This window comes from Metabacillus rhizolycopersici (genome assembly GCF_020075705.1).
In genome coordinates this window covers 80,577-106,486 of sequence record NZ_JAIQUM010000013.1, presented here as the reverse complement: position 1 = coordinate 106,486, position 25,910 = coordinate 80,577, and the positions used below count along the sequence as shown (strand labels likewise).

27 protein-coding genes are annotated in these 25,910 nt (G+C 36.8%); 9 read left to right on the top strand and 18 right to left on the bottom strand.

The window, feature by feature from the left end; translation table 11 throughout:
• Window positions 1-230: 230 nt before the first annotated feature.
• The 3 genes from K9V48_RS08725 to K9V48_RS08715 form a co-directional block, all read right to left on the bottom strand.
• Window positions 231-668, bottom strand: a complete 438-nt coding sequence (locus tag K9V48_RS08725) for a hypothetical protein (protein ID WP_224138384.1) — start codon at window positions 666-668, stop codon at window positions 231-233.
• Between the two features lie 191 nt (window positions 669-859).
• A complete protein-coding gene (locus K9V48_RS29395) occupies window positions 860-2,182 on the bottom strand; it encodes an ATP-binding protein (RefSeq protein WP_224138383.1) in 1,323 nt (440 codons plus the stop codon).
• 405 nt (window positions 2,183-2,587) lie between these two features.
• Complete coding sequence (locus K9V48_RS08715; RefSeq protein WP_224138381.1) at window positions 2,588-3,340, bottom strand: (S)-benzoin forming benzil reductase; 753 nt, start codon at window positions 3,338-3,340, stop codon at window positions 2,588-2,590.
• A 170-nt stretch (window positions 3,341-3,510) separates the two neighbouring features.
• Here K9V48_RS08715 and K9V48_RS08710 point away from each other — a divergent pair, with 170 nt between their 5' ends.
• Window positions 3,511-3,756, top strand: coding sequence for a DUF2164 domain-containing protein (locus tag K9V48_RS08710; protein WP_224138378.1), 246 nt, complete (start codon window positions 3,511-3,513; stop codon window positions 3,754-3,756).
• A gap of 95 nt (window positions 3,757-3,851) precedes the next feature.
• Here the strand turns inward: K9V48_RS08710 and K9V48_RS08705 are convergent, their stop codons facing one another.
• Complete coding sequence (locus tag K9V48_RS08705) at window positions 3,852-4,451, bottom strand: sulfite oxidase-like oxidoreductase (RefSeq protein ID WP_224138410.1); 600 nt, start codon at window positions 4,449-4,451, stop codon at window positions 3,852-3,854.
• Window positions 4,452-4,561: 110 nt separating this feature from the next.
• Here K9V48_RS08705 and K9V48_RS08700 point away from each other — a divergent pair, with 110 nt between their 5' ends.
• On the top strand, window positions 4,562-5,149 hold the full coding sequence (locus K9V48_RS08700) for a biotin transporter BioY (protein WP_224138376.1): 588 nt from the start codon (window positions 4,562-4,564) through the stop codon (window positions 5,147-5,149).
• 398 nt (window positions 5,150-5,547) lie between these two features.
• Here K9V48_RS08700 and K9V48_RS08695 read toward each other — a convergent pair whose 3' ends face one another.
• Entirely contained in the window at window positions 5,548-6,144 is a 597-nt protein-coding gene (locus K9V48_RS08695) for a DUF6241 domain-containing protein (RefSeq protein WP_224138375.1), read from the bottom strand.
• A gap of 367 nt (window positions 6,145-6,511) precedes the next feature.
• On the bottom strand, window positions 6,512-8,017 hold the full coding sequence (locus K9V48_RS08690; RefSeq protein ID WP_285871451.1) for a leucyl aminopeptidase: 1,506 nt from the start codon (window positions 8,015-8,017) through the stop codon (window positions 6,512-6,514).
• Window positions 8,018-8,502: 485 nt separating this feature from the next.
• Here K9V48_RS08690 and K9V48_RS08685 point away from each other — a divergent pair, with 485 nt between their 5' ends.
• Together K9V48_RS08685 and K9V48_RS08680 are read left to right on the top strand one after the other, a co-directional pair.
• Window positions 8,503-8,982 (top strand): divergent PAP2 family protein, encoded by a 480-nt coding sequence (locus K9V48_RS08685; protein ID WP_224138373.1) that lies wholly within the window; start codon window positions 8,503-8,505, stop codon window positions 8,980-8,982.
• 16 nt (window positions 8,983-8,998) lie between these two features.
• Complete coding sequence (locus K9V48_RS08680) at window positions 8,999-9,802, top strand: cobalamin-binding protein (RefSeq protein ID WP_224138372.1); 804 nt, start codon at window positions 8,999-9,001, stop codon at window positions 9,800-9,802.
• Between the two features lie 112 nt (window positions 9,803-9,914).
• Here the strand turns inward: K9V48_RS08680 and K9V48_RS08675 are convergent, their stop codons facing one another.
• The 5 genes from K9V48_RS08675 to K9V48_RS08655 all read right to left on the bottom strand — a co-directional run bounded on the left by K9V48_RS08675 (window position 9,915) and on the right by K9V48_RS08655 (window position 13,874).
• A complete protein-coding gene (locus K9V48_RS08675) occupies window positions 9,915-10,541 on the bottom strand; it encodes a GyrI-like domain-containing protein (protein WP_224138371.1) in 627 nt (208 codons plus the stop codon).
• A 236-nt stretch (window positions 10,542-10,777) separates the two neighbouring features.
• Window positions 10,778-11,515: a stationary phase survival protein SpsC gene (gene spsC, locus K9V48_RS08670; RefSeq protein WP_224138370.1), complete on the bottom strand. Its 738-nt coding sequence runs from the start codon at window positions 11,513-11,515 to the stop codon at window positions 10,778-10,780.
• 391 nt (window positions 11,516-11,906) lie between these two features.
• Entirely contained in the window at window positions 11,907-12,227 is a 321-nt protein-coding gene (locus tag K9V48_RS08665) for a YuiB family protein (protein ID WP_224138369.1), read from the bottom strand.
• Window positions 12,228-12,353: 126 nt separating this feature from the next.
• The gene (locus K9V48_RS08660) at window positions 12,354-12,476 is read right to left on the bottom strand and encodes a YuiA family protein (RefSeq protein WP_224138368.1); all 123 of its coding nucleotides are present in this window, start codon (window positions 12,474-12,476) and stop codon (window positions 12,354-12,356) included.
• Between the two features lie 183 nt (window positions 12,477-12,659).
• Window positions 12,660-13,874 carry an NAD(P)/FAD-dependent oxidoreductase gene (locus tag K9V48_RS08655; protein WP_224138367.1) on the bottom strand — a complete coding sequence of 405 codons (1,215 nt, stop codon included), beginning with the start codon at window positions 13,872-13,874 and terminating at the stop codon, window positions 12,660-12,662.
• A 364-nt stretch (window positions 13,875-14,238) separates the two neighbouring features.
• Here K9V48_RS08655 and yumC point away from each other — a divergent pair, with 364 nt between their 5' ends.
• The gene (gene yumC / locus K9V48_RS08650) at window positions 14,239-15,231 is read left to right on the top strand and encodes a ferredoxin--NADP reductase 2 (RefSeq protein ID WP_224138366.1); all 993 of its coding nucleotides are present in this window, start codon (window positions 14,239-14,241) and stop codon (window positions 15,229-15,231) included.
• A gap of 72 nt (window positions 15,232-15,303) precedes the next feature.
• Here the strand turns inward: yumC and K9V48_RS08645 are convergent, their stop codons facing one another.
• The gene (locus tag K9V48_RS08645; RefSeq protein ID WP_111616765.1) at window positions 15,304-15,666 is read right to left on the bottom strand and encodes a HesB/IscA family protein; all 363 of its coding nucleotides are present in this window, start codon (window positions 15,664-15,666) and stop codon (window positions 15,304-15,306) included.
• 111 nt (window positions 15,667-15,777) lie between these two features.
• The gene (gene dapF, locus K9V48_RS08640) at window positions 15,778-16,638 is read right to left on the bottom strand and encodes a diaminopimelate epimerase (protein WP_224138364.1); all 861 of its coding nucleotides are present in this window, start codon (window positions 16,636-16,638) and stop codon (window positions 15,778-15,780) included.
• Window positions 16,639-16,867: 229 nt separating this feature from the next.
• Between dapF and K9V48_RS08635 the strand changes: the two genes are divergently transcribed.
• Window positions 16,868-17,560: a DUF2225 domain-containing protein gene (locus K9V48_RS08635; RefSeq protein ID WP_224138363.1), complete on the top strand. Its 693-nt coding sequence runs from the start codon at window positions 16,868-16,870 to the stop codon at window positions 17,558-17,560.
• Between the two features lie 464 nt (window positions 17,561-18,024).
• The gene (locus K9V48_RS08630) at window positions 18,025-19,089 is read left to right on the top strand and encodes an NAD(P)/FAD-dependent oxidoreductase (protein ID WP_224138361.1); all 1,065 of its coding nucleotides are present in this window, start codon (window positions 18,025-18,027) and stop codon (window positions 19,087-19,089) included.
• 229 nt (window positions 19,090-19,318) lie between these two features.
• Here the strand turns inward: K9V48_RS08630 and K9V48_RS08625 are convergent, their stop codons facing one another.
• A complete protein-coding gene (locus K9V48_RS08625) occupies window positions 19,319-19,669 on the bottom strand; it encodes a YuzD family protein (RefSeq protein WP_224138404.1) in 351 nt (116 codons plus the stop codon).
• Window positions 19,670-19,839: 170 nt separating this feature from the next.
• Between K9V48_RS08625 and K9V48_RS08620 the strand changes: the two genes are divergently transcribed.
• Entirely contained in the window at window positions 19,840-20,076 is a 237-nt protein-coding gene (locus tag K9V48_RS08620) for a NifU family protein (protein ID WP_224138359.1), read from the top strand.
• A 71-nt stretch (window positions 20,077-20,147) separates the two neighbouring features.
• Here the strand turns inward: K9V48_RS08620 and thrB are convergent, their stop codons facing one another.
• The 4 genes from thrB to yutH all read right to left on the bottom strand — a co-directional run bounded on the left by thrB (window position 20,148) and on the right by yutH (window position 24,953).
• On the bottom strand, window positions 20,148-21,068 hold the full coding sequence (gene thrB / locus K9V48_RS08615) for a homoserine kinase (protein WP_224138358.1): 921 nt from the start codon (window positions 21,066-21,068) through the stop codon (window positions 20,148-20,150).
• A complete protein-coding gene (gene thrC / locus K9V48_RS08610; RefSeq protein ID WP_224138401.1) occupies window positions 21,065-22,123 on the bottom strand; it encodes a threonine synthase in 1,059 nt (352 codons plus the stop codon). Before thrC ends, thrB begins: the two co-directional genes overlap by 4 nt.
• Window positions 22,123-23,421 carry a homoserine dehydrogenase gene (locus K9V48_RS08605; RefSeq protein ID WP_224138356.1) on the bottom strand — a complete coding sequence of 433 codons (1,299 nt, stop codon included), beginning with the start codon at window positions 23,419-23,421 and terminating at the stop codon, window positions 22,123-22,125. The genes thrC and K9V48_RS08605 overlap by 1 nt, the downstream gene beginning before the upstream one ends.
• A 533-nt stretch (window positions 23,422-23,954) precedes the next feature.
• The gene (yutH, locus tag K9V48_RS08600; RefSeq protein ID WP_224138354.1) at window positions 23,955-24,953 is read right to left on the bottom strand and encodes a spore coat putative kinase YutH; all 999 of its coding nucleotides are present in this window, start codon (window positions 24,951-24,953) and stop codon (window positions 23,955-23,957) included.
• A 428-nt stretch (window positions 24,954-25,381) separates the two neighbouring features.
• Between yutH and K9V48_RS08595 the strand changes: the two genes are divergently transcribed.
• On the top strand, window positions 25,382-25,882 hold the full coding sequence (locus K9V48_RS08595; protein WP_224138352.1) for a phosphatidylglycerophosphatase A family protein: 501 nt from the start codon (window positions 25,382-25,384) through the stop codon (window positions 25,880-25,882).
• Window positions 25,883-25,910: the final 28 nt, after the last annotated feature.

Below are 25,910 nucleotides of genomic sequence, written 5' to 3'. Positions count from 1 at the left end.
TCAATCTCTACATTTGAATAGGTGAAATACATACAAAAATCCCTCGTTTTCATTTGATTTACGAGGGATTTTATCGAGATTTTCGCATTTTGTCCATAGACAATTTTGTTTTTCAACAGTATGAAAAAGAGACAAATACGTATTTGTCTCTTTTTGTCCCATTCTTAACTGGCAGTAAAACTACTAGCTCTAGATGCAAAGTAGTTAATCCTCCAATGTCGGATGTCTCTTTATGAGGTTTTTTCCTGAAGTTTTTGATTTCGCTCTTTTAATCTTGTTAACATATTGTTTAACAATTTATCAACTTTTTCTTCGTCCCCATTTTCTGCCGCAGCTTTCAACTCTCTCATTTCTTCATGCTTTTTCTGTTTGATTTTTTTCCATTGCTTTTCGTCCAAGTGTTTATGATGTCTTTGCCATTCATCTTTATCCACTTTTGATAATAAAGCGTTTCTTGTCGCAATGGCTTCCTTCCATTCGTCAAGCGTTTCAGGTGAATATTTTTCAACCATTTGGAGGATTTCCTTTTGTCTTTCCTCTCTTTTCTCCATCCAATCCATACCCGGCTTTTGTTGCTCTTCTACTGTAGGATTCTCTTCCGCTGCCGTTATAGTTGGAATCGTGAGCGTGATCAACATCAGCGCAAGCATTCCGTTTCGTATTTTCATGATTATCACTCCTTCACAATTACTTTCTCCAAAACCTTCCAATATATTAGGTTTTTTTCTAAGAAAGGCGCGAACACTTGACAAACCTAAAGCCTATCGGGATAGTTTCCCCTCCGTAAACAAGCATTAAAACTACATTATTAGAGTATTTTCATCCACGCAAAAAGAAGCTACCAAATTGATAGCCCTCTTTAAGATTTAACTGGGATTTTCACTATGAAGGTTGTTGAATTTTTGTTCGATTGAACGTCAATCTCTCCCCTATACCTGTTTACTACTTCTTTTACAATACTTAGCCCATCGCCTCTAGGTACTCCACGTCGTTCTTCTTTAGTTGAGAAACCTACATTAAATATTTTATCCTTCAATTCTTCTGGGATTGTTGGACCAATATTTTCTACCTTAAACAAATACATCGTCTGAGTAAATTTAACTTCAATATTAATAAATCGTTCTGATTCAAGTAGTAACAATGTAGCATCGAAAGCATTATCTATTAAATTAGATAATATCTTTATTAAATCAATAGATTTTATTTTTTGAAAGTGGTGATCGTCTACGAGTAAATGCATATCCACCTTATCATTCTGAGCCCGCACCCACTTAGACTGTAATAATATTAACAGTGCTGGATTCTTTACCTTTATCGGTAACTCGATTGATTCTACTTCATTCGTTAATGAATTCACATACTCAACAGCCCTGTCTTCTCTTCCGATTTTTAACAAACCCTGAATCACTTGGATATGATTAATAAAATCGTGACGAATCGATCTCATTGTCTGAAGCATAGAATGAAATTCAACTTGATAGGTTTCTTCCGTTTCTCCTACTTCTACTTTGACATCTCTACGTAACCAAAGCTGAAAGAGTAAGAAAATGCCGAATGAAAAAAGGACAAACAATCCACTAAAGACAAAAAAGGGAATACTACTTTTCATCACCTCATCTGTTATTTTATCGACTGTTGCAACACTTTCATTAACGACTAGCGAACCAATAATTTCCTTATTACTTCCTACAATAGGTACACCTGCTGTAACGTTCGTTCCACTAGAATTATTTTCAATTCTAGTAAAAAATGGCTTATTTTCCACAAAAACTTTCTTAAGTTCATTAGAAAGGATGCAGCAATCGCCGTTGTTTTCCCCCGAATCTTCCGGTCGTAAACCATCTACTATTAATTGTAGTTGATTTTCTTCATTAGCCTTAAGAATATAAGCATATTTAGCATCTGAATAATTTTTCGCGTCACTTAGTTCATAATCAAGCATCTGAAGCTTTTGTGATGATCCTTCGTCTTTCAGATATTCTTCAAAGATATGTACATCGAAATGATTTAACACAGTTTGTGCTGTTAACATTCCTTGATTCGCAATCGTTAATTCGATTGTTTTACGAGTATTATAATAGGTCGCATATAAGTTTAATGAAGAAAGTAAAATGATTATTAAAATTGTCATGGTAATGATGACTGTAAACTTTTTTTGTTTTTTCCGATTAATCTCAGTCACCTCTAACTGTATACTATGTATTAGACGTTTTTATATAAAGAACTAGACAAATTTGAGCTAAAATTCTGCCGTGCGAACAAAACAAACTTGTTCTTCCTTTATTGAAACTTAATTCGTCCAAGATTGAAATAGGTGTTAACAACATTAAAGTGAGACTTACCCTTTCTTTCACTAGCAGTTATCTCCCATATTTACTTCTCTGATGCACAAAAAGCATAGAGGTAAAATCATTACAACCAGTAAGTAAAGGTTAAATTTTTCTAGTCATTTCGTACCCATTTTCTTTATATAAATATTATTGCATCAGTTAACAATTTTTGCGAATCTTTTTTTAAGTTTTCTATTCTATTATACCATCTATCTCGCAAAATGAACTGTAGTCAATAAAAAACACATGGCTATCGTCTAGATCCATTCTTTTATATCGTATATTCGTCCATTTTCTAAAGGAGTTGCCAAAAGATCGACTAGTACTTTTGCAACAAATTCTGGTGCTCTCAATAGGCCCTTTTCATGATATTCTTTAAACTGATCTATCGAGGAAAAATCTTCTTTACCTGCAGTACGAATTGTACTTTGCATGTCCGTGTCCATAATACCAGGTGAAAATGCAATAGCCATTACTTTATTCTCATGTTCTTCTTGTTCAAGACCTATTGTTTTCGTAAACATATTTACTCCAGCCTTTGTACTTCCATATAAACTCCATCCAGCTGTAGGTCGGTTTGCAGCACCAGACGTAATATTTACAATGACAGTTTGACCCGTAAATTCTTTTGTTTCCTTTATAAAATAATCACTAAGAAGCACCGGTGCAAGTAAATTCACATGAACATTTGCGATGATGTCTTCAGCATCTGCGTTACCTACGTTTTTAATCGGATCAACCATTCCTGCATTGTTAATCAATGTAATCTTATTTGCCTGCTTAAGGTCTATCTTTAAAAATAACTTTTTCATGACGTTTCCTAATTGATGAACTTCTGAAAGATCACATTCTTCAAAGTAAAGTGGTGTATGTTTACTTGCAGCAAGTTCCTCCAAAGCTAGATTATTCGTTCTAGATACATAATAGATAACATTATTTATGTCGAACAATTCTTTGACAATCGCTTCCCCTAATCCACGGGATGCGCCTGTTATTATATAATAGTTCATATTATTTCCTCCCTTTGATTCAAAGCATTTTTAGCACAGCTTTCATTAGAATGCAAGAAATACGTTATTTTCGAAAAGATCGTCATGACTAAAAATAGATGAAGATTGTTTTATCTTCTGATTTTTTTTGTTATCGTTATGAATATGAAAACGAAATTGGAGGGACAAATATGCTTACAAAACTACCTAAAGCGTCAAGAGATGGCATGAAGGAAGAAATAAGAACCTTCTTTTATCATGAGAGAGATGAAGAAATCGGTGAGATTGCGGCAGAAGCAGTTCTTGACTTTTGTTTAGAAAAGCTCGGACCTTATTTATATAACGAAGGGATTCAAGATGCAATAAAATTGATTAACGAAAGAAATATGAATACAGAAGAGGATTTACATTCACTTATGCGATCGATTTCACGTTAATAATGGCGTTTGTTTTCCCCTCACATTCATGAGGATATAAAGGGACCTGATTCATATGTTAGATACAGTTATGAGCCAGTGTCCCTTTTGTTTAATTAATCAAAACTAAATCGCTCTTCTTTCCAAGGGTCCCCCTCCATATGATAGCCATTTCGTTCCCAGAAGCCAGGATGATTATGTTCAGTAAATTGAATGCCACGTAACCATTTTGCACTTTTCCAAAAATACAGATGTGGAAACACGCCTCTTAGTGGATACCCATGCTCCGGTGTTAAAGGTTCGTTGTTAAATGAGTATGCGAGTAGACTTGACTCTTTTAAGAAGTCCTCAATTGAGAGATTTGTTGTCCAGCCCTCCTCTGCGTGTAAGATCACATAGCGTGCATTCGGATGGATGTTTATGTCCTTCACAAGTTCCCGTGTACTTACACCTTGCCAGCTTGTATCAAGTTTTGACCAGCCTGTCACACAGTGGATATCATTTGTTCGTTCTTCTTGAGGAAACAACGACATCATCTCATCTAACGAGTAAAGCTTCGGGTGTTCAACCAAACCATATATTTGTAAATTCCATTTAGATATATTTTCATAGTAGGGAACATTTCCGGCGTGTAAGACTGGAAATGTTGTTGTAACATTTTGATTAGGTGGCACTCGATCTGATAAATTCGTCTTGCGCTTTTTTCCAAAGTACATATTAATCATAACCGCCCTTCTTTTTGTTAACTTATTATAAAAAAAGTTGACATATATTCAACCCTCGATTATTCTTTTTAATTAGAAAGCGTATTTATGGGGGGAAGAGGATGAAAAGAAAATTAAGTGCATATGATATAACCCTGGTTGGAATGTTTGCGGCATTAATGGCCATTGGTGCTAATATTACATCTTGGGCTCCATTTCTTCAAATTGCAAATGTACCTTTGTCAATGCAGCCATTTTTTTGTATTTTAGCAGGTCTTCTTTTAGGAAGCAGACTTGGAGCATTATCGATGACGATTTATGCATTGATTGGTATTGCCGGCGCACCTGTATTTGCACAGTTTAATGGTGGAATTGGCGTTATTTTTGAAAGTACTGGCGGATTTATTTTATCTTATATTGTAACTGCCTATGCTGTCGGAAAAGTCGTAGAACTAAGCAAAGCGAAAAAGCTTCCGACCTTCCTAACTGCTTCCTTTTTAGGAATTATCCTTATTTATATCATTGGCACGACCTACATGTGGCTAGCGTTAAACGTCTGGATGAATGTCCCAATGTCCTATGGAGTAGCCTGGACAGTAATGGCATGGTTTCTTTTGAAAGATGTAGTCTTCACAATTCTCGGTGCTTTCATTGCCCCTCGTATCTACCATATTGTCACAAAAGCAACGAATAATAGAATTGTAGCTTAAGAACAAAAGCGCAAGCGCCTTGATCAGACCCGACAGGCATAAGACGCTTTTGAATAGAAGGTGTTTTTTACCTTCAATTCAAAAGTGGCTTATGCCCCCGAGGGGCTAGGCGCTGGAGCTGGATGTCGTGCGCTTATCCACAGTTCAAGAATTTTATAGTTTCCTAAACAAGAACAAAAGCGCAAGGCGCCCGCTTATCGGCGACAAGCACAAGCCAATCCGGCCGGAAAGGTTGTTCTTTAACCTTTTTGGTCGGATTGGCTTGTGACCTCGAGCCGATAAGCCTGGAGCTGGACAATTCTCGAAGCCTAAACTTATAAATTCTGATATTATAAAAAATACGAAAGCGCCTTAACCTGCATATGAAAAAATGAAGAAGCAGCAGTAAGCTGTCTTCTTCATTTTATACTTCCCTTATACTTATCTAAATACTCCTGCTCCTCTTTCGGGCTCATAACTCCCGTCGCCTTACCAACAGTTCCTCCTTGCAAATTCCATATTCTATTATGGTCTTTATCCGCGTCCGAGAAGTCCTCTTTAGCCCAGCGATTCAGGATATCTAAATAGTCATCGCTATTTTCATAGTTTCCATTTTTAACCACATGTAATAAAAATTGAATGCGCTCGTTAGTCATTTCATAATAGATCCACTTTTCTTCCGCTATAACCTTTTGGTGTGACATACCATGCATAAAGTTTAAAATCTCCTCCTCTGTCAAGGTTGTGAATTGACCACCAAAGGGATTTTCAGTCGGGGTACTTACCGCTGGTTCCTGCTCTTCCGTTTTTTCCGTTTTTTCCGTTTTTTCCGTTTTTTCCTTTTTCTCCAAATTTTGTGACTCGGTAGTTGTTGCAGCTTCTTTTGCCACAACCGGCTCAGAAGAAACCGCTTTCTTATCAATCATGTCTACAAATAAGACTGCTAGAAACACTAAAAAGACTGCAAAGACGATGATGCTTGTAAAAAATAACTTGTTTTCTTTTATCCAGGTCATAGAAATCCCCTCCTAAAAATAGGATATTTTAATGATACAACGGATAAATGAACAAGGACAAGAGAAAGGATTGTCGGATTTTATCGTAATCATATCTTTTTACTATTTTTCACTAGTAAAGATCCTCTTTTTGCCCATAAAAGTCTGAAAAAGAGAAATGTGTGAGCAATAAATAGTAGAGAAGTATCCAAGTCTGATAGAGCCCATATAATATTGGAATAAAGCGAAGCTACTCATGAGAATGAAAGATAAATCATAAAGTACCACAAAATGGAAAGGATGAGTAATCAATAGATTACTCATCCTTTCCTTATGACAACTTAAATTCCCTTTAATTCAAGCTTAGTCGCTACTCTTTTCTAAAGCATTATTTACTTGCTTCAAATCGTTCTACAAACGTAGCTAATGTTCGGGCCATGACTCCAGTTGCACCTGTTGGGCCAAGATCACTTTCCTTTGATGTTGTAGCGGTACCTGCTATATCTAGATGGACCCATGGTGTCCCCTCCGCAAATTCCCCGATAAATGTTCCTGCCATAATCGCATGTCCTTCACGGCCAGGTGAATTATTTAGGTCCGCCATTTGGCTATTACGAACACGTTTTTTATCTTTTTCGGTTATCGGTAGGCGCCAAATTGGTTCTTCACATTCATGAGATGCTTGCAGCACTTGCTCAAACAGTTCTTCATTATTTGTCATCGCCCCTGTTGTTTCAGTTCCTAACGCAACAATCACTCCACCAGTTAGAGTGGCGACATCGACTAAATAATTTGCACCATGATGTTTCGCATACGTCATACCATCAGCAAGTGCTAATCGGCCCTCTGCATCAGTATTTAATACCTCAATTGTTTTCCCACTAAGAGATACAATAACATCATCAGGCTTAAATGCTCCGCCACTAATCATGTTATCTGTTGATGGAATGACAGCAACCACGTTTTGCTCTGGTTTGATTTCCCCAATGATTTCCATAGCTCCCAGCACTGCTGCTGCTCCGCCCATATCAGTTTTCATGCCGACAATTCCATCTTTCGGTTTAATGGAATAACCGCCAGTATCATAGGTAATCCCTTTGCCAATTAAACCGATGACATCAGTCCACTCTTCTAACCCTTGATATTTTAAGACGATCATTTTCGGCGGCTCATCAGATCCTTTGTTCACGGCAAGTAATGCCCCCATTCCAAGCCGCTCCATCTCATCTTTTTCAAGTATTTCGTATTCAAATTGATATTTGTTTGCTAAATCGATTGCGTATGAAGCAAGCTCTGACGCTGTTAACAAATTTGGTGGCATATTCGTTAACGTTCTTGCGCTGTTAGTCCCTTTACCAAAAGCATAGCCTACTTCTAGCCCTGATTTAATGGCACTAACCTCGTCTGTAAGTGAGATAACTCGAATCGATTCTATATTCTTTTCAGGCTCATTTGATTTTTGTTTGTAATCAATTATTTTATATGTAGATAAAGCAAATGCCTCTGCTAACGCATGTGCAGCTTCACCTTGGTCAAAACCTTCTGTAACGAACGTATCTATCGCAATCGTGACATCCTGTAACTTTGCCTCTTGAATTGTCTTAAACAACTTTCCAAACGCTAATCTTGCCGAATCAAAATCAAATTCTTTTTCTTTTCCTAATCCAACAAAGAATAATCGTTTGATTGCAAGTCTACCGAGGGTATGTATTTTCGTAATCGAGTTCTGTCTTGCAGCCAGGTCTCCACTCTTGATTAATTCTGTAATTTGCCCATCTAATTGTTGATCTACTTCTGCTGCAAGTCCTGATAGTTTACCATTTTGTTGATATAATCCAATCACAAGTAGTTCATGTTTATCAGTTAACTCTAATTGATTATGTACCATAAACAAAAGCGACACCTCCATAATATAGTTGATACCTACGCGACCTATCTTCACAAAAAGTTAGGCTAATCTCTTCTCGAACACTTTCTATACTTCGAGGATAAACGCAAAAATGAAGATTCCAGTTACATAAGAAAAGCGCAAGCGCCTTGATCAGCTTCGGGCAAATAAGACGCTTTTGAATAGAAGGCGTACTTTGCCTTCAATTCAAAAGTGACTGTAGACCCAAGAGGGGCTAGGCGCTTGCGCTGGACACGAAAACTAAGTCAAAAATTTATACTTAGCCTATAAAAAACACGAGGCTTGATACAAAAGGTCATTGTAAAAATATGCTATAATGAAAAAAACTTTTCACATAGCCAAATTACTTTATACATCGACTTTAGGGTCAACGAAAATGTATGACCTTTTGATTGTATCAAAACCATTCCATATTTTAAATAAAATGGAACTTTTTGCACCAACCTACATAGTTGAAAGGGGTTTACACTTTGGATTTACTTTTAAATATTCCGTTACTTTCCTCATTAATTGCCATATTTTTTGCACAATTTGTTAAAGTACCGATTCAATTTATTGCTACTAGAGAATGGAATTGGTCGCTTGTAACAAGTACAGGTGGAATGCCTAGTTCTCATTCAGCAGCAGTAACCGCCCTTTCAACCAGTGTGGCACTTGAACATGGACTTAACTCCTCACTTTTTGCGATTTCAGCTATTTTTGCAATTATCACCATGTTTGATGCCACAGGGGTAAGACGGCATGCAGGGGAACAGGCAACTGTATTAAATCAGCTTGTACTTGACTTTAATCGATTTGTTGAAGAAGCAAAGGTTTGGCCACAGAAAGCTGAACATGATAAACAAAAGAAATTGAAGGAACTTCTCGGACATCAGCCAATTGAAGTTTTCTTCGGAGGTTTATCTGGTATTCTGCTTTCACTTTTTATTTACTACATTTTTGTATTCTAGGAGGTTAGGGTAAAAAATGAAACTTATTTCAATATGTCCTAGCAATACTGAACTTGTCGTATACCTAGGATTAAAAGATTACCTAGTAGCACTTGATGATTTTTCTAATTGGCCGGATGATCTCTCTCATCTTCCGCGGCTTGGACCTGATCTTTCTATCAATATGAATCTTCTTGAAACATACGAACCAGACTTAGTGCTCGCATCTCTAAGTGTTCCTGGGATGGAGAAAAATATTCAAGAATTAAAAGACCGTAACATTCCTCACATTGTGTTTAATCCACAGTCTTTTCAAGATATCGCTGAAAATCTAGATACATTAGGAAAGGCAACTGGAAAAGAAAAAGAAGCGGCACTCGCAATCGAAAACTATTTAAACTTCCTTGATAAGTACCGAGCAATTGCAGCTACGATCAAACAACCTAAAACAGTCTACTTTGAATGGTGGCCAAACCCTATTTTTACGCCAGGTCAAACCAACTGGCTAACAGAACTTAGTCAATTAGCAGGTGCTAAAAATATTTTTGATGATGTTGAACTTGCTAGTGTGCAAACAACTTGGGAAGATGTGCACCGTAGAAATCCAGAGCATATTTGCTTATCCTGGGTTGGTGTAAAGCAATCAAGAATGAAGCGTGATCATGTTTTGAAAAGAAAGGATGCATCTGACTTACAAGCTGTGCAAAACGGTCATATTCACCTGCTAGAAGAATCACTATTCTGCAGACCTTCACCACGTCTGCTCTTCGGCTTACAAAAACTAGCATACCTTTTACATCCAGATTCATTTTCACCACCTAGTGCGAATGAATTGTCCTAAAACAAAAACACTTGGATAATCACATGAATCCAAGTGTTTTTTAGTATACATTAGCTGTTGACTTTTATCAGACTCAACCATCTGTTGTGCACGTAGGATTTACTCCTAAGAATTATTCTCGATCCAAGACTTTATAACGTAAAACGGTTTTTAATTTTTCAGAAGGTGTCTTCCTTGCGTCATTTAAGTAGATTTCCCGATGCCTTTTGTCGATTCGAATCAAGTTGTTTTCATCGCAAAACTCATCCATTAATGAAAAAGTTTTTGGCTCACTGTCGTAACTTCCTACATGCATACATTGAACGCAAAGTCCTTCTTCTATTTTCTCTAATTGAACAGCATTTAAATGATCTTCCGCTACTTTTTTTGCTGCTGTGCTCTTCGCTTGCCAAAATAATTCATCTGTTACAAAATCAGGTTGTCGAATCATTAGCTTATACACTAACCTGTCTTTATCCAAATTTTCCAATCGCCTGCCTTCTTCATCTAAATCCCATACTCCTTCTAATGGGAATACCGTATATTCAAAGTACCCTTCTGGTGTTATTCCTTTCTTCGGCATCATTCGAATAGTGTATGATAGTGTATATAACGTTTTAATATGCTCCTTAAACGCTTCACTATTTGGGTTTCCTTTTCCTTTTAAAGTAAAGAATTTCGTCTTAGGAACCTCTATCATTGTAGGTTTGCTTTTAGGTAGATATATTTCTTTGTCTTTCTTCCGCCATTCATACTTCATTTCATCAACTCCTATTTTTGCTAACAATCATTCAACTTCATCAAACTTGGCATCTCGAATCAAAAAAGACGAACTCTTGTTCCTTTTTAATGGTATCAAAATTCCAAAAAGAAAAAAAGTACTCCTGGCTTATCAAAAGCAAAATCAAAAAACGGGGTGATAAATCAATTATAATTTATCACCCCGTTTGGTTTATTATTTTCAATTTACTTGTACGAACACATAGAAATCGTTCATTAGCTTTTTGTTTTATTTTTAATATACTTTTGCCTAAAGACCTGCATCGATTCGTCTTCATTCAAACGATTTAATTGTTCTTCCGTTAGTTTACCGTCACCCATTTTAATGACATACACATCTACTTGCCTCTTCCCCCAATCGTTGTACACATCTTTCACTGTCTCATAATAGAGATCTAATCTATTACCTTTTATCGCTCCACCTTTATCTGCTACAACCCCGAATCCATATTCAGGGATAAACAAGATCGTTCCAAGCGGAAATACATCTAAGTCAGCTGCAACTGTTGAATATAAATCTCGCTTCACTTTTACGCCTGAATATGTAATCCCATAACTAGGATTTCCTGGTTGTTTCCCTGTTGATTCAACCCCTGCGGTATAGCCTGTAGCAACAACTTGCTTCGTTGGGTATTTTGACAAACCAATTTCATCCTCTAAAGATACATTACGATTAGCTGTTTCTACACTTGATGAAGTCATTGCTTCAATGACTGTTTCAGAATTCATTGCCTTAAAGGTTAAACCTAAAAATTTGAATGTATCTGCACTATTTTCTACTTCCTTACTATTTTCATCATCGATCTGCACACCTGCACTTGAATGATTGTGACCGTACCAATTCGATATGTCCTTAGCTTCTACACCTGTTATCACTTCAATTGTCGTAGTCAATGCACCAAAAAATAAGAAGGTCATCAATAACCTTCGACTTACTCTCTTTATACTTATCATATTTTCCCTATTCACTCTCCTCACAAATCTATTCGTTCCCAGTTCCAAGCAGGAATATTCGCAAATAGGGAAAATACATTATTTAACAATTACAAAAAAACCTTTTATTTGCCTTGCAAAATTTCATTTGGATAAAAAGATTTTAATGGGGGATCGTAATAAAATGAACAAAAGTGCAAGCACCTTGATCAGCCTCGAGTAAATAAGACGCTTTTGAATAGAAAGTGTTTTTTACCTTCAATTCAAAAGCGCCTGTAGACCCAAGAGGGGCTTGCCGCTTTCGCTGAATGTCGTGCGCTTATCCACAGTACAAGAATTTTATAAATTCCTAAGCAACAAAAAAAGCCTGTCACGATTGATTACGATGACAGACTTTCATTAAAGTCGATAATTAAAACATTTGATAGCCTCTTTTTCGAAGCATTTTAATGATGATTCCTGATAGAATGGCGCCAATAAGTCCACATGCTAGAATTAAAATATCCGCAAGTGCTAATGAAACAATTTTACTCCCTAACGCAGAAAATGAATCGAGTGGACGTTGGAAATATTCGATAAACCTCACATTATCTATAATAAAAATACAAACAATAGGATAAACAATTGCCATCACCCAGGACATGCGTAAAAGCATATTTAATAAAAATCCTATTCCAAAAAATAAAACTAAAAATAAAAGCATTGATATTAATAAAACCGGCAAGCTTAACATTTCTATCACCTCCAGTACACCAATTTAAGTGTACTTAACTAGTGATAGACAGTCAATCCATAAGCCTTTAAACGTTTTATCTCATCCTTATAATGAACCGTAAAATTCACAGCCCGAAGTACGGTTTTATGATTTCTCACCGGTCCCCTTGCAACTATTACATGTTTCAGAACCGCCAAGTATTAATTGGAAATAACCCCTTCCAAAGCAATAAGGACATTCTTTCAACTCAACCTTTGTTTTGTTCATCCATGTCTCTCCTTCGAAAATAAGTCATTTTTCATTAAGGTGCTAGTTATGATTTACTAAGAAATAGAATGATTTCACAATCGTTCAACAGAAAGCGATTACATAAAATTAGACTCCTAATAGTGGGTGTGCTTTTCATCACCCACTATTAGTTAATGAAACGTAGTTCATTTTTTGATTGCATCACAAAAATTTAAACTTGCCTTTTTTTAATACTAATGAAGGTCCACCAATCATGTATAAAGCACGGTTGTCAATCACCTTTTTCATGAAGGATGCTCTAGAACCAACTAGTTTTTTTCCGTATACTACTCCAACTGCATCACTTTCACCTAAGGAAGCTACAGAGCCCTTAATTTCAGGTTTGAAGGTCATCATCCTACCACGCTTTTGAATCGCAACTGCAACGTTATTTGCACAGACTTCTCCCTGCTGCATTGCTATTTGAGCCGTTGGAGGAAACGGCCGATTTATTTCTTCATTAATAACCAATGAGCAGTCACCGATAACGTATACATCTTCATGACCTGGAGCACGTAAAAACCTATCTACCTTCACACGTCCACGCATGTTTTCAAATCCTGCTTCTTCAACAACACTATGACCGCGAACACCCGCAGCCCATACAACTGTACCTGCTTTAATGGTTTCCGTTTGGTTGTCTTTCGTTACAATAATCCCATCTATGATGCATTCCTTAATAGCTGTACCAATTTTAAATTCTACACCTTTGTTTTGTAAATAATTCACTGCATAATTAACTAATTCAGGATCAAATCCTGGCAATGCAGTGGGTGCTGCTTCAACACAGATCAGACGTACATTTTTGAAGTCAATATCGTACTCTTTGCATAGCTCCGGAACACGATTTCCTAGCTCTCCCAAAAATTCAATTCCCGTAAATCCAGCTCCACCGACAACAATTGTTAAGCGCTCAGCTTTTTTCTGTGTTTCCGTATTATAAATGGCAAATTGATACTCAATATGCTCACGTAGATGACGTGCAGAATCAATGCTTGTAATGCCAAATGCGTATTCCTTTAAACCTTTAATACCAAATGTTTCAGGATGTGCACCTAATGAAATAACTAAATAATCATACGTTAATTCACTTCTTTTTAGCACTACTTTTTTTGTTTCTTTATTTATTGAAATAACAGTGTCTTTTATGAAATTAACAGGGGTATTTCCAATGATATCCTTAATTTGATAACGTGCTCGATCATGATGTAATGTTCCCGCAGATGCTTCATGAAGCCAGGTTGTTTCGTAGTGATAATCGTTTTTATTGACAAGTGTAATTTCCGCTTCATCAACTCCAAGTTGTTTTTGCAAGCGAGTTACGGTAATTAATCCACCATATCCAGCACCTAAAACGACAATCTTTGGCTTTCTCACGGAATTCCATCCACCTTTTCTATAAAATATTGTGAAATCATTCACTAACATATCTATACATATAGTATTTGAGTGCGGTCCAATAATATCATTAGACTCACTTTCAATTTTAGCCACTTATCATTAGTATTTCAAGAAATTTCCACATTAAAACCTTTAAATAATGAATGTGTGACAGTCAAATTATGTGGGATAAAATCCACTCTATTTCTTTATTATTATGCTTCATAGCTTTAATATATAACGAAAGTTTCTAAAACAATCTTAATTTTGAGAGATTTCCGAAAGAAGTATATGAACTTTTCGGGGCACTTGTGGTAATATTTCTACATAGCTTTTGTACATACATCAAGGAGGATTACAAATGAATGAAGATACTACGATTTACGATATAACCATCATCGGTGGGGGGCCTGTCGGTTTATTTACTGCCTTTTACGGTGGAATGAGACAAGCAAGCGTCAAAATCATTGAAAGTCTTCCACAACTTGGTGGACAGCTTTCTGCCTTATATCCTGAAAAATACATATATGATGTTGCTGGGTTCCCAAAAGTGAGAGCACAGGAACTTATTAATAATCTAAAACAACAAATGGAGCAATTTTCACCAACAATTGCATTAGAACAAGCTGTTGAACAAGTTGAAAAACAAGCTGATGGTGTCTTTAAGCTGACAACAAATAGTGAAATACACTATACAAAGACAATCATTATTACAGCTGGAAACGGGGCATTCCAACCTCGTAAGCTGGAGCTTGACACAGCAGTAAAATATGAAAACAAAAACTTACATTACTTCGTAGATGATTTAAACAAGTTTGCCGGGAAACGTGTTGCACTTTGTGGTGGAGGAGATTCTGCAGTAGACTGGGCACTTATGCTTGAACCAATCGCAGAAAGTGTAAGTCTAATTCATCGCCGTGATAAATTTAGAGCGCATGAACACAGTGTCGAACTATTAAAAAATTCAAAAGTAAATGTTGTCACACCATTTGTTCCAACTGATTTAATTGGTGAAGACAATATTGAACAGATCGTATTAGAGGAAGTCAAGGGAGAACGCAAAGAGGTCCTTGATATTGATGACTTGATCGTCAACTATGGATTTGTTTCTTCTCTAGGTCCAATTAAAAATTGGGGTCTAGAAATCGAGAAAAATTCGATTCGTGTCAATTCGAAAATGGAAACAAATATTGAAGGAATTTATGCAGCTGGTGATATTTGCACATACGAAGGTAAAGTAAAACTTATCGCAAGTGGATTTGGAGAAGCACCAACAGCTGTAAATAACGCGAAAGCTTATATGGATCCAAAAGCACGCGTTCAACCATTGCATAGTACTAGTTTGTTTAGTTAAAAAATCCTATTCCAAAACAAAAACGACTGATCTCAATCAGTCGTTTTTGTTTTCATAAGAAAGAAATTTGTTTTAGCATTCCTCAGGAGTACCTGCCACCGTCTTCGTTCTAAACGATGAACCACAGCCACATGCAGCAATTGCGTTCGGATTGTCGATGGTGAAGCCACCGCCCATCAGGGATTGCTTATAATCAATCGTCGTACCATTTAAAATAGGTGCGTCTTCCTTTTTTACAAGGAACGTCAACCCATGCTGTTCTAAAACATTGTCATCTTCACTAATTTCGTGTTCAAATCCCATTCCGTATGAAAGACCGCTACAGCCTCCCCCATTTACTGCAACACGAAGATAGGCGTTTTCTTCTTCTTGTTCTTTCATCATGTCTTTTATTTGAAAAGCAGCTGCTTCTGTAATTATGACAACATCAGTCATTTGTATTCCTCCTTAATCAGATTTAAAGGATTATATGTTTAGTATACATCTTTGTTATCATCCACTCAAATGAAATGCGTGAGTGTTCATGGTCGGGGGGATTACTGCCCGTTAATGCCGGATAAAATAGGTTCCTGTACAAATCACCTCAGCTGGTCCTGTCATTAATACAGTTCCTTCCTGAGTCCAATTAATTTGCAAGTCACCACCAGCTAAATGGACAGTTGTTGATTCTCCTTTTATTGTATGATTGTTTAGTACAGAAGAAACAACCGCTGCACAAGCACCTGTTCCACAAGCTTGCGTCACACCTGAACCTCTTTCCCACACTCTAAAATGCAGCTCGCGCTCAGAAACGACTTGGACAAATTCTACATTAACACCTTCTGGAAAGCGTTTATCCTTTTCCACAATCGGCCCTAATGTTGTGACTGGAGCTTGTTCGATGTCATCTACATAAAAAATGATATGTGGATTCCCCATCGACACAGTTGTAACCTCAAATGTTTCTCCGTTAAATTCCATTTTTTCACTAATCGTTTTTTCAGTTTGATCGCCCAACATTGGAATTTCCGACTTCACTAATCTAGGTTCTCCCATATCCACTGTAATTAATTTTACCTTATCATTCTCAAGATGCACTCTAGCTTCAACAAGTCCTGATAAAGTTTCAATCTTAAATGTTGTATCTGTTACTAATTTATGCTCAACAGCATATTTTGCAACACAACGTAAGCCGTTTCCGCAATTTTTCCCTTCAGAGCCGTCGTTATTAAAGATTCTCATTTTTACAGCTGCCTTATCTGAAGGACAAATTAAAATTAATCCATCAGAACCAATACCAGTATAAATATTCGATACTTGTCTCGCAATTTCAGGTAGTTTATCTTCTTGTAGGTGCTCCTCAAAAAGATTGACATAAATATAGTTATTGCCTAATCCGTGCATTTTTGTGAATTGAAAAGAATTCATGTTGTCCTCCAAAAAATTTAGTTTTTATAAGTATAAAATGTTAGAATTCTGAACACAATATTAATATCCCCCGTTTTATAAAAGTAAAAGTTTCCTACTATGTAGGAGGCTTTTATTTTCACTACCATTTTACCCATAAAATAATAGTCTTTTTTACTTATTTTTTGGTATAATTTACGTAAGGTTCAAATTAGAACACATCTAAATTAGTAGATTTGGAATGATTATTATGATTAAAGAACTAGAATATTTATATAATAAAATGGTTTATTGCCAAATGTGTCAGGAAACGTATACTACAAAGAAGATTTTAACTAAATACATCAGAGCTACTAAACATGATACTGATTTTTGTTCCTATTATACATCAACAAAAATAAATCCACTCCTCTACTATGTACATGTCTGCCCTGGTTGTGGTTATTCTTCTTCAGACGAGTTTTCTACCTTTTTCCCACCTACCTCGTTCGAAACGATACAGGAAAAAGTTTGTACGAATTGGAATGGAGCTAATTACTGCCATGAACGCACTGTAGAGCAGGCAATAAATACATATAAATTAGCGATCTATTGTGCAACGCTGAAAAAGGAAAGGCATATCACGCTATCTGGTCTTTATTTACGTTTGTCATGGATTTATCGAACAGAAAAGATGAATGTTAAAGAAGAAACTCGTTTTTTACGATTAGCACTGAATGAATATAGTGACTCTTATATGAATGGTGATTTTGTCCATACGCATTTAACAGAGATAAAACTGCTTTACCTCATTGGTGACATTAGTCGTAGACTCGGAAAAAATGAACAGGCTACTCGTTATTTCTCCCATGTGATTCAGATGCAAAAGGAATCAATTGAAAAAGGTATTGTTGAAATGGCTAAAGATCGTTGGGCAGAAATGAGAGCGACAAAATCAGGTTAATGAAACAAGACTTCTATCAGTAGTTATTTTCCCTATCCAGACAACTACGCCTCCTTCTTTCCCTCATAGTCGTTTACTTACTTATTAAGAAAAGCGCAAGCGCCCGTTCAGCGACGTATGAACTGGAGCACTCCGTATGAGATAAAGGAAATACGAAGAGCGAATGCGATTCGATGTTGCCTTAGCGTATAAGGAGGGTAAAGTTCATACGTCGCTGGATCTGGACACGAAAACTAAGTCAAAAAATTTATACTTTCTGATCTTTTTACAAAGAGCAACCTTGGCAAATAGCTGTTCTTTTTTCATTTCATTCGAAATTTGATTGTAAACGGTACATAAATCATCCATAATTATAATTGTCTTGTCCTGATACTTTTTACTGCGAAAGCCCACTTAGAAAGTAAGCGCTTCAGTTTTATATTGTTTACCTTACAAGACAAAATATGAGAATAGGGGAATCGAAAATGAAGAATCTAGTGATTGTTGGCGGAGGGTATGGTGGAATGCGTATTCTGCACAGACTATTACCTAACCAATTGCCAGAAAATATCCAACTAACACTTATTGATAAAAATCCTTATCATTGTCTTAAAACAGAATATTATGCTCTAGCAGCCGGGACAATTTCCGATCAGCACATCCGTGTGTCGTTTCCTGAGCACCCCAGGCTTCATATCAAATATGGAGAAGTTAGCGCCATCCATCTAGATAAAAAAGAAGTGATCGTAAATGCAGAGGCTTTTCCATATGATGAATTAATTATTGGTTTAGGTTGCGAGGACAAATACCACGATGTTCCAGGTGCAGACGAATATACCTCAAGCATTCAAACAATCGACCTAGCCCGTAATACATATAAGATGTTGAACAATTTAAATGCCGGTGCTACTGTTGCGATTGTAGGCGCTGGCTTAAGTGGTGTAGAGCTCGCTAGTGAGCTTAGAGAAAGTAGAAAGGATTTAAAGATTAAGCTATATGATCGAAGTAAGCATATCCTTTCAAGCTTCCCTGAGCGCTTAAGCAACTTTGTTGAAAAATGGTTTGTTGATCATGGGGTTGAAATCATTAATCATGCAAATATCACGAAAGTAGAACAAAATCTTATCTATAATCATGATCAACCATTTGAATGCGATGCGATTGTTTGGACCGCTGGTATTCAACCGAATAAGGTTGTTCGTGAGCTTCCAATTGAAAAGGATAGTCAAGGTCGTGTTGTATTAACCCCACAGCACTTTATTCCAAATTACGAAGATGCTTTTGTGGTTGGTGATTGTGCAAGTCTGCCACATGCACCTAGCGCTCAGCTAGCAGAAGCACAAGCGGAACAAATAGTCCAAGTATTACTAAAGAAATGGCATGGGGAACCACTACCTGATTCATTCCCTCCATTTAAACTTAAAGGTGTTCTAGGATCATTAGGTAAAAAGCAAGGATTTGGTCTTGTGAATGACCATCCATTAATCGGGCGAGTACCACGCTTGCTAAAATCCGGGTTACTTTGGGTTTATAAATATCACAATGGATAAAAAGGCTCAAGCGCCTTGTTCAGCCTCGGGCAAATAAGCCACTCAGGAATAGAAGGCGTTCTTTGCCTTCTATTCCTGAGTGGCTGTAGACCCAAGAGGGCTAGGACGCTTACGCTGGACAATTTTTGAAGCCTAAACTTATAAATTCTAATATTATAAAAAAGCTGATACTTTACTATCAGCTTTTTTCTTTTTCGTAAATCAGTCCTACTAATCAATTGAAAAAACTTTACACACTCACATACCCATGTTGTTCCATTTCTTCATAAACTCTTTTTAACCGCGGATTTCCTTCGCCAACAACTGTCCCCTCAATAACAACAAGCGGATAGAAATATTCATCGTTCATGATCTTTTCAGCCATTTTCTGCTTTTCTCGTTCATTTGGTGGCTCGTTTATATCGATGTAGGTTATTTCAAAGGGCTGATCTTGATATTTTCTTTTTAATGCAGCATCAAGCCATTCATAAGTTTCCTTCGCTGATGGCATATTAACACAGCTTGCACAAAGTACTTCCGCTCCGTAGACACAAATTTCAACTGGCTTCAATTTTGACACCTCACTATTCTTTTTCTCCATTGTATTCGAAAAGACCAAATCAATCCATCCCATTGTAAGTTAGTGGTATCCCTTTTCAAATCATCTAAATATGTTAAACTAGGAAGGTATATATTTTTTATCCAATCATACGATTAGATTTTTCGCTTCAATTCACATATAATATGTAATAAAGAAAGGAGTCGATTAGAATGACTGAAGCAACTGTAGTAGATCAAGTACAAGAAGTATTAGATAAGTTACGACCATTCTTACTTCGTGATGGAGGAGATTGTGAATTAGTAGATGTAGAAGACGGTATTGTTAAACTTCGTCTTTTAGGTGCTTGCGGTAGTTGCCCAAGCTCAACAATCACGTTAAAAGCTGGTATCGAACGCGCACTATTAGAAGAAGTACCAGGTATTATAGAGGTAGAACAAGTATTTTAATTAGCAAAAAGGACTGACAATGTCAGTCCTTTTTACTAATATCAGAATTTATAAGTTTTGGCTTTTCTAATTTAAAGTTTTTGCACTTCTTGCACTTGTTCCACTTTAGAACCATTAAAATCGATATCAAGTCGTTCAACATCATAGTTTGAAAACTCACTTGCTAGCTTTTCAGCTAAATAGTCACCTTTTCCTTTTTCAATGAAACAAATAATCGTTGGACCCGCTCCACTAAGTGCCGAACCATATGCACCAAGGTCATGGATTTTCTCTTGAACAACATTGATTTCAGGAATGAGACTACTTCTATATGGTTGATGAAACAGATCTTTGTTCATCATTTCTCCTACAAGCTCCCAATCATTTGTCAAAAGTCCAGCTACTAGCATATTACTAATTGCACTAGCTTCTACTGCTGTTTTGTATTCCAATGATTCAGGTAAAACGTTTCTTGCACTACTCGTAAGCACTTCATATTTTGGAATGATAACGACTGTATCGACATCAATATTCTTGACAACGACAACTCGAGTTTGATCTTCTTGATGCAAACCAACAACTAATCCTCCGTAAAGGGATGCCCCAACATTATCTGGATGTCCTTCTTCAGTACTTGCAATTCTTAATTTCTCTTCATTTGATAATTGGAGGTTACAGAGCTGATTAGCAAGCTCTATTCCAGCGATAATCGCTGCTGCACTACTTCCGATGCCTCTTGCCATCGGAAGTTCGCTCCATACCTTTACTTCACATGCTGGTAATTGCTTATTATGCTTAGTAGCTACCCCAATTGCAACCTTCGCAATTAAGTTATCCTCGTTTGTAGGTGTATCCTTGACATGCTCAGTCATTGGGATAAAGTGGATTCGATCTGCTTTTTTTATTTCAAGTGTTAAATATTTACCGAGTGCAAGGCCAATCGAATCAAATCCAGGTCCTAAATTGGCCGTACTTCCCGGTACCATAATTTTTAACATCTCTCCTTCTTTCATTGAACTGTTACCCCAGTTAATTGTTGTAAGAAGGCTTCCTCATCATTTGGAAGGACAATTGGTTTGATTTCAGATACATCGATTGCCGTATTTGGATCTTTTAAGCCATTTCCAGTTAAAACTGCGACAACCTTGCTACCTTCTTTAATAAGACCTGCTTTGCAATGCTTGATTAAACCAGCAATCGATGCACAAGAACCTGGTTCAGCAAACACACCTTCTTCGCGGGCAATTAATTGATAGGCTGCAACGATTTCTTCATCTGTCACAGAATCAATTTTACCATTAGACTCTTCCTTCGCTTTTACAGCTGTTTCCCAACTCGCTGGGTTCCCAATACGAATCGCTGTTGCAATTGTCTCAGGATTTTCAATCGGTTCACCACGTACAATCGCAGCTGAACCCTCTGCTTGGAAACCATGAATCTTTGGTAAGCCTGTTTGTTTCTTTTCATTATATTCTTTAAAGCCTTTCCAGTAAGCTGTGATATTACCTGCATTACCTACAGGAATAGCCAAGTAATCTGGTGCGCTTCCTAGTTGTTCGCATACTTCAAATGCCGCTGTTTTTTGCCCTTCAATTCGATATGGGTTAACTGAGTTCACCAACGTGATCGGTAATTTCTCACTAATGTTCCGGACCATTGTTAATGCATGATCAAAGTTTCCTTGAATTGCATAAATTTCTGCGCCATACATTACCGCTTGTGCAAGCTTCCCAAACGCAATCTTCCCATCTGGAATCAAGACGATACATTTCATATTTGCTCTTGCTGCATAGGCTGCTGCTGCTGCTGATGTATTACCAGTAGATGCACAAATTACCGTGTCACTACCTTCTTCTTTTGCTTTTGCTACAGCCATGACCATTCCTCTATCTTTAAATGAACCAGTAGGGTTTGTTCCTTCTGTTTTCACATACAATTCAATGCCCAATTTCTCCGATAATTTCGGTAAATGGATAAGTGGAGTATTCCCCTCTTGAAGTGTTAATTTTGGTGTTTTATCAGTTACTGGTAAAAATTCTGCAAATTCTTGAATGAGGCCCTTCCACATCATATTAATCCGTTCCCTTCTACTCGATACGTACTTTTTACTTCTTCTACTACTTCTAAGTCATTTAAGAGTTGTAATATTTCTTCAAAATCACTTTGTGCTGCTTTATGAGTGACAATGACAATGTCTGCTAAATTGCTGTTTTTTATTGGGAGCTGGAGAATTTTTTCAAAACTTACACCTCGTTCAGAGAAAAGTGAGGTAATGTTTGCGAATGCACCAACTTGGTCTTTTGCGCTAATTCTTAAGAAGTGCTGCGCATAAATATGCTCTGGACTTTTTAATTGTTTGTCAAATTGAGGAGCGATAGCACTTCTTCCATTAACATCTAAGCCCATGTTTTTCATAACGGCTACCAAATCAGAGACAACCGATGTTGCCGTAGGAAGGCTCCCTGCTCCAGGGCCGTAGAACATCGTTTCGCCAACAGCCTCTCCATACACATAAACAGCATTATATTCATCATTAACAGCTGCTAATGGGTGTGATTCAGGCAATAAAGTTGGTTCTACAGCAACTTCAATTTTCCCATTTTCCTTTTGTGCAATACCGATGAGCTTCATTGTATAACCAAGACGTTTACTGTAGCTGATATCGTCGTCTGTTACACTTGATATTCCTTTAGCTTTTACATCTTCTAGATCAACATGCATCGAAAAGCCTAATCGTGCAAGGATAGCCATTTTTCTAGCAGCATCCAAGCCTTCAACATCTGATGTTGGATCAGCTTCCGCATATCCTAGCTCCTGAGCTTCCTTTAATACATCGTCATATGCGCTGCCAAACTTCGACATTTTTGTTAAGATAAAGTTCGTTGTTCCGTTAACAATTCCCATCATTTTCGTAATATTATCTGAAGCTAATCCATCAACTAAACTACGCAAAATTGGAATTCCACCAGCTACACTTGCCTCATAGAAAAGGTCACAGCCCTTTTCTGTTGCAAGAGAGATTAATTCTGTACCGTACACTGCCATTAAATCTTTATTCGCTGTTACAACATGCTTCTTAGCTTGAAGTGCTTCAATGATATGTTTACGAGTTTCTTCTACCCCGCCCATTACTTCAATGACAACATCTATATCTGGATTCTTAATAACATCGTCTACATTTGTTGTAAGAATATCTTCATCAATGTGAACTTGACGTTCCTTATCAATATTTTTTACTAGTACCTTTTTCACTTTTACTGGACAACCTACTTGATGCATTAATTTATCCTGGTGATCTTCAATTATTTTAACTACACCACTACCAACCGTTCCAAGACCTAAAAGCCCAACATGAATTGCCTTCAAAAGTTTCCACTCCTTTATGTTCATCTAGAGAATACAAATGTACTGCCACGAAAGACATTATTTATATAACTGTCATTATAGAGTGCATAGAACTATTTTACAAGGGTGAATTTTCAGTTTTTAAAATGAAAACGTTACCTTTTTTAATTTCCGCTAATTTTTAGCTACTTTGCCATACATAGGTGATTATTTGGGCATAGACTATGTGATTTTCAGTGCTACAACATTATGTAAATCAATTAATGGGTGAATGTAGTAAAAGTCGTACCAAGTCCATTCACTAACTCTCCATGCCTTCACCGATTTTGTAACTGCTTGTCCAATTGTTTTCTTAACAACAACTTCACCAGCTAGTCAACAATATTCGATTTGTATTATACCTTATTCTACCACAAGTATAGATAGTTGTTCTTTTTAGTATGGAAAAAACCTCAAACTTTGACGAAAAAAGGGAGGGGGCAAGCCTCAGTCCGAGGAATGTCTGCCCTTCTTTCCAACGATAAAATTATTCACTACTATCTTAAGCTATTTAGCTAAGAAAGCCATTCTACTGCTGGTAACTCAATTCTTCTTGTATTGATTGATAGCATCCTTGAATAGCTTTTTAAGAAGGATTCATATTGACTTGATTCTTCGAGGATTTTGTTCAATCTTTCCTCAAAGACTGTCTTATTTTCTTCAGCTGATAAATAATAATTTTCAATACATTCGAAATAATGGACAGGAAATAGTAATCTACTATAAATAAGTCTCCATGAAAAGACTGAAAGTGGAGTGGTTCGATTATAATCATCTAAAAAGCTAAAACCATTTTTATTTATTCCTTGTTTTTCCTCAAAGAAAAGATGCCGTAAATATTCTGCAATGTCTCTACTACCATGATCGAAAACCCACTCAGTTGGTAACTTTATACACATGCTTGAATTCCATGTTGCTGAATGAAAACGATGATGGCAGATTGTACCTGAATCAATCGGCTGTGGGTCTTCATCTAATTCTGTATCAACTAAGTACTGAATTGCATTTTCTGCTATTCCTAAATAATAAGGGAAAGACTCGGCAAACATTTTTTCAAATCGATTTAGTGGTTGACTAAAAACCCTGCCATGCCAAAACGATTCTAACTGATCGATGCGCTTTTCCCAAAGAAATTTCCACTGACCAATTCGTTGGATTTTTGTTACTTGATATGGATATGTTCTTCCCTTTTGATGAAATCGCGCTAGATCTCTGCCAATCTGATGGAATCTCCCCTCTGTATATGTCGAACATTTTATGATGACGTACTTTGCCTGATCTTTCTCAAAAAATAAATTGTTGTTTTTCGTCAATACGATACTAGCGATATACGGTTCTCGTTTTTCAACCATAAATTGACTTAAATGATATAACTCATAAAGCTCATCTTCCTCAATATGTGTGACAGGAACAATCAAGAACTGCGATTGGTGTAGACGAAATGATTCATATTGGCCAAGCTTTGTCATTTCTAAAATCTTTATACCATACTCTTCATTGATTATTTTTTTCATTGAAATCCCTCCTCCACAAATCGTCTTATTCTATCGTAAGCTAGCTTTCTTAAGTTTATGATTAATTGCTGAGGGAGTATCGCTGTTTTATAGCACGTTCTAGAGATTGGCATATACTAGCGACCCAGTATAAAACAGGAATTGGTTATTCTCTAGTTTTAATTTTGGAATTGAATTAAAAATATTCCCAAAACACTATTTATTATTTTCATAAGTAGCATATAATGGCATAAAGCTAGATTTCCTACAGTGAGGGGTTTTCGTTATCCTACACTGATGGTTTGCGAAATGAACCTTAGCTTTTACAGGTAGTTCCCCCCACCTTTGCTTCTTTGTTTCACTTAATCTCGAGTGGGGGAGGAGTATTGCCCGTTAATGCGGGATACACTAAATAAATGCGCAAAACAATAAGAATTGGGTGGATGGATATGAAAGATAAGGAAAAAATGGATATTGTTGAAAAAACAGCTCGAGAATGGATGGTTAAACGTGGCGTAAAACTTGAAGACATCGCTGATCTCGTCTACTTTTTACAGGAAAAGTATCATCCTAATTTACAAATGGACGAATGTTTAGAAAATGTTGACCGTGTGCTTACGAAAAGAGAGGTTCAAAATGCTGTCATTACAGGGATCCAGCTTGATATATTAGCTGAAAAGGGGCAATTAGAGGAGCCGTTACAATCAATCATTGGCACGGATGAAAGCTTATATGGTGTAGATGAAATTCTTGCATTTTCAATCGTAAACATATACGGTTCGATTGGCTTCACTAATTATGGCTATATCGACAAGCTTAAGCCTGGCATCTTGCAATACCTCAATGATAAATCAACTGGAAAATGTCATACATTTTTAGACGATATTGTCGGCGCCATTGCTGCTGCCGCTTCTAGTCGACTCGCACACCGCTCTAGAGATGTAGAATAATAAGAAAAGCGCAAGGCGCCCGCCTATC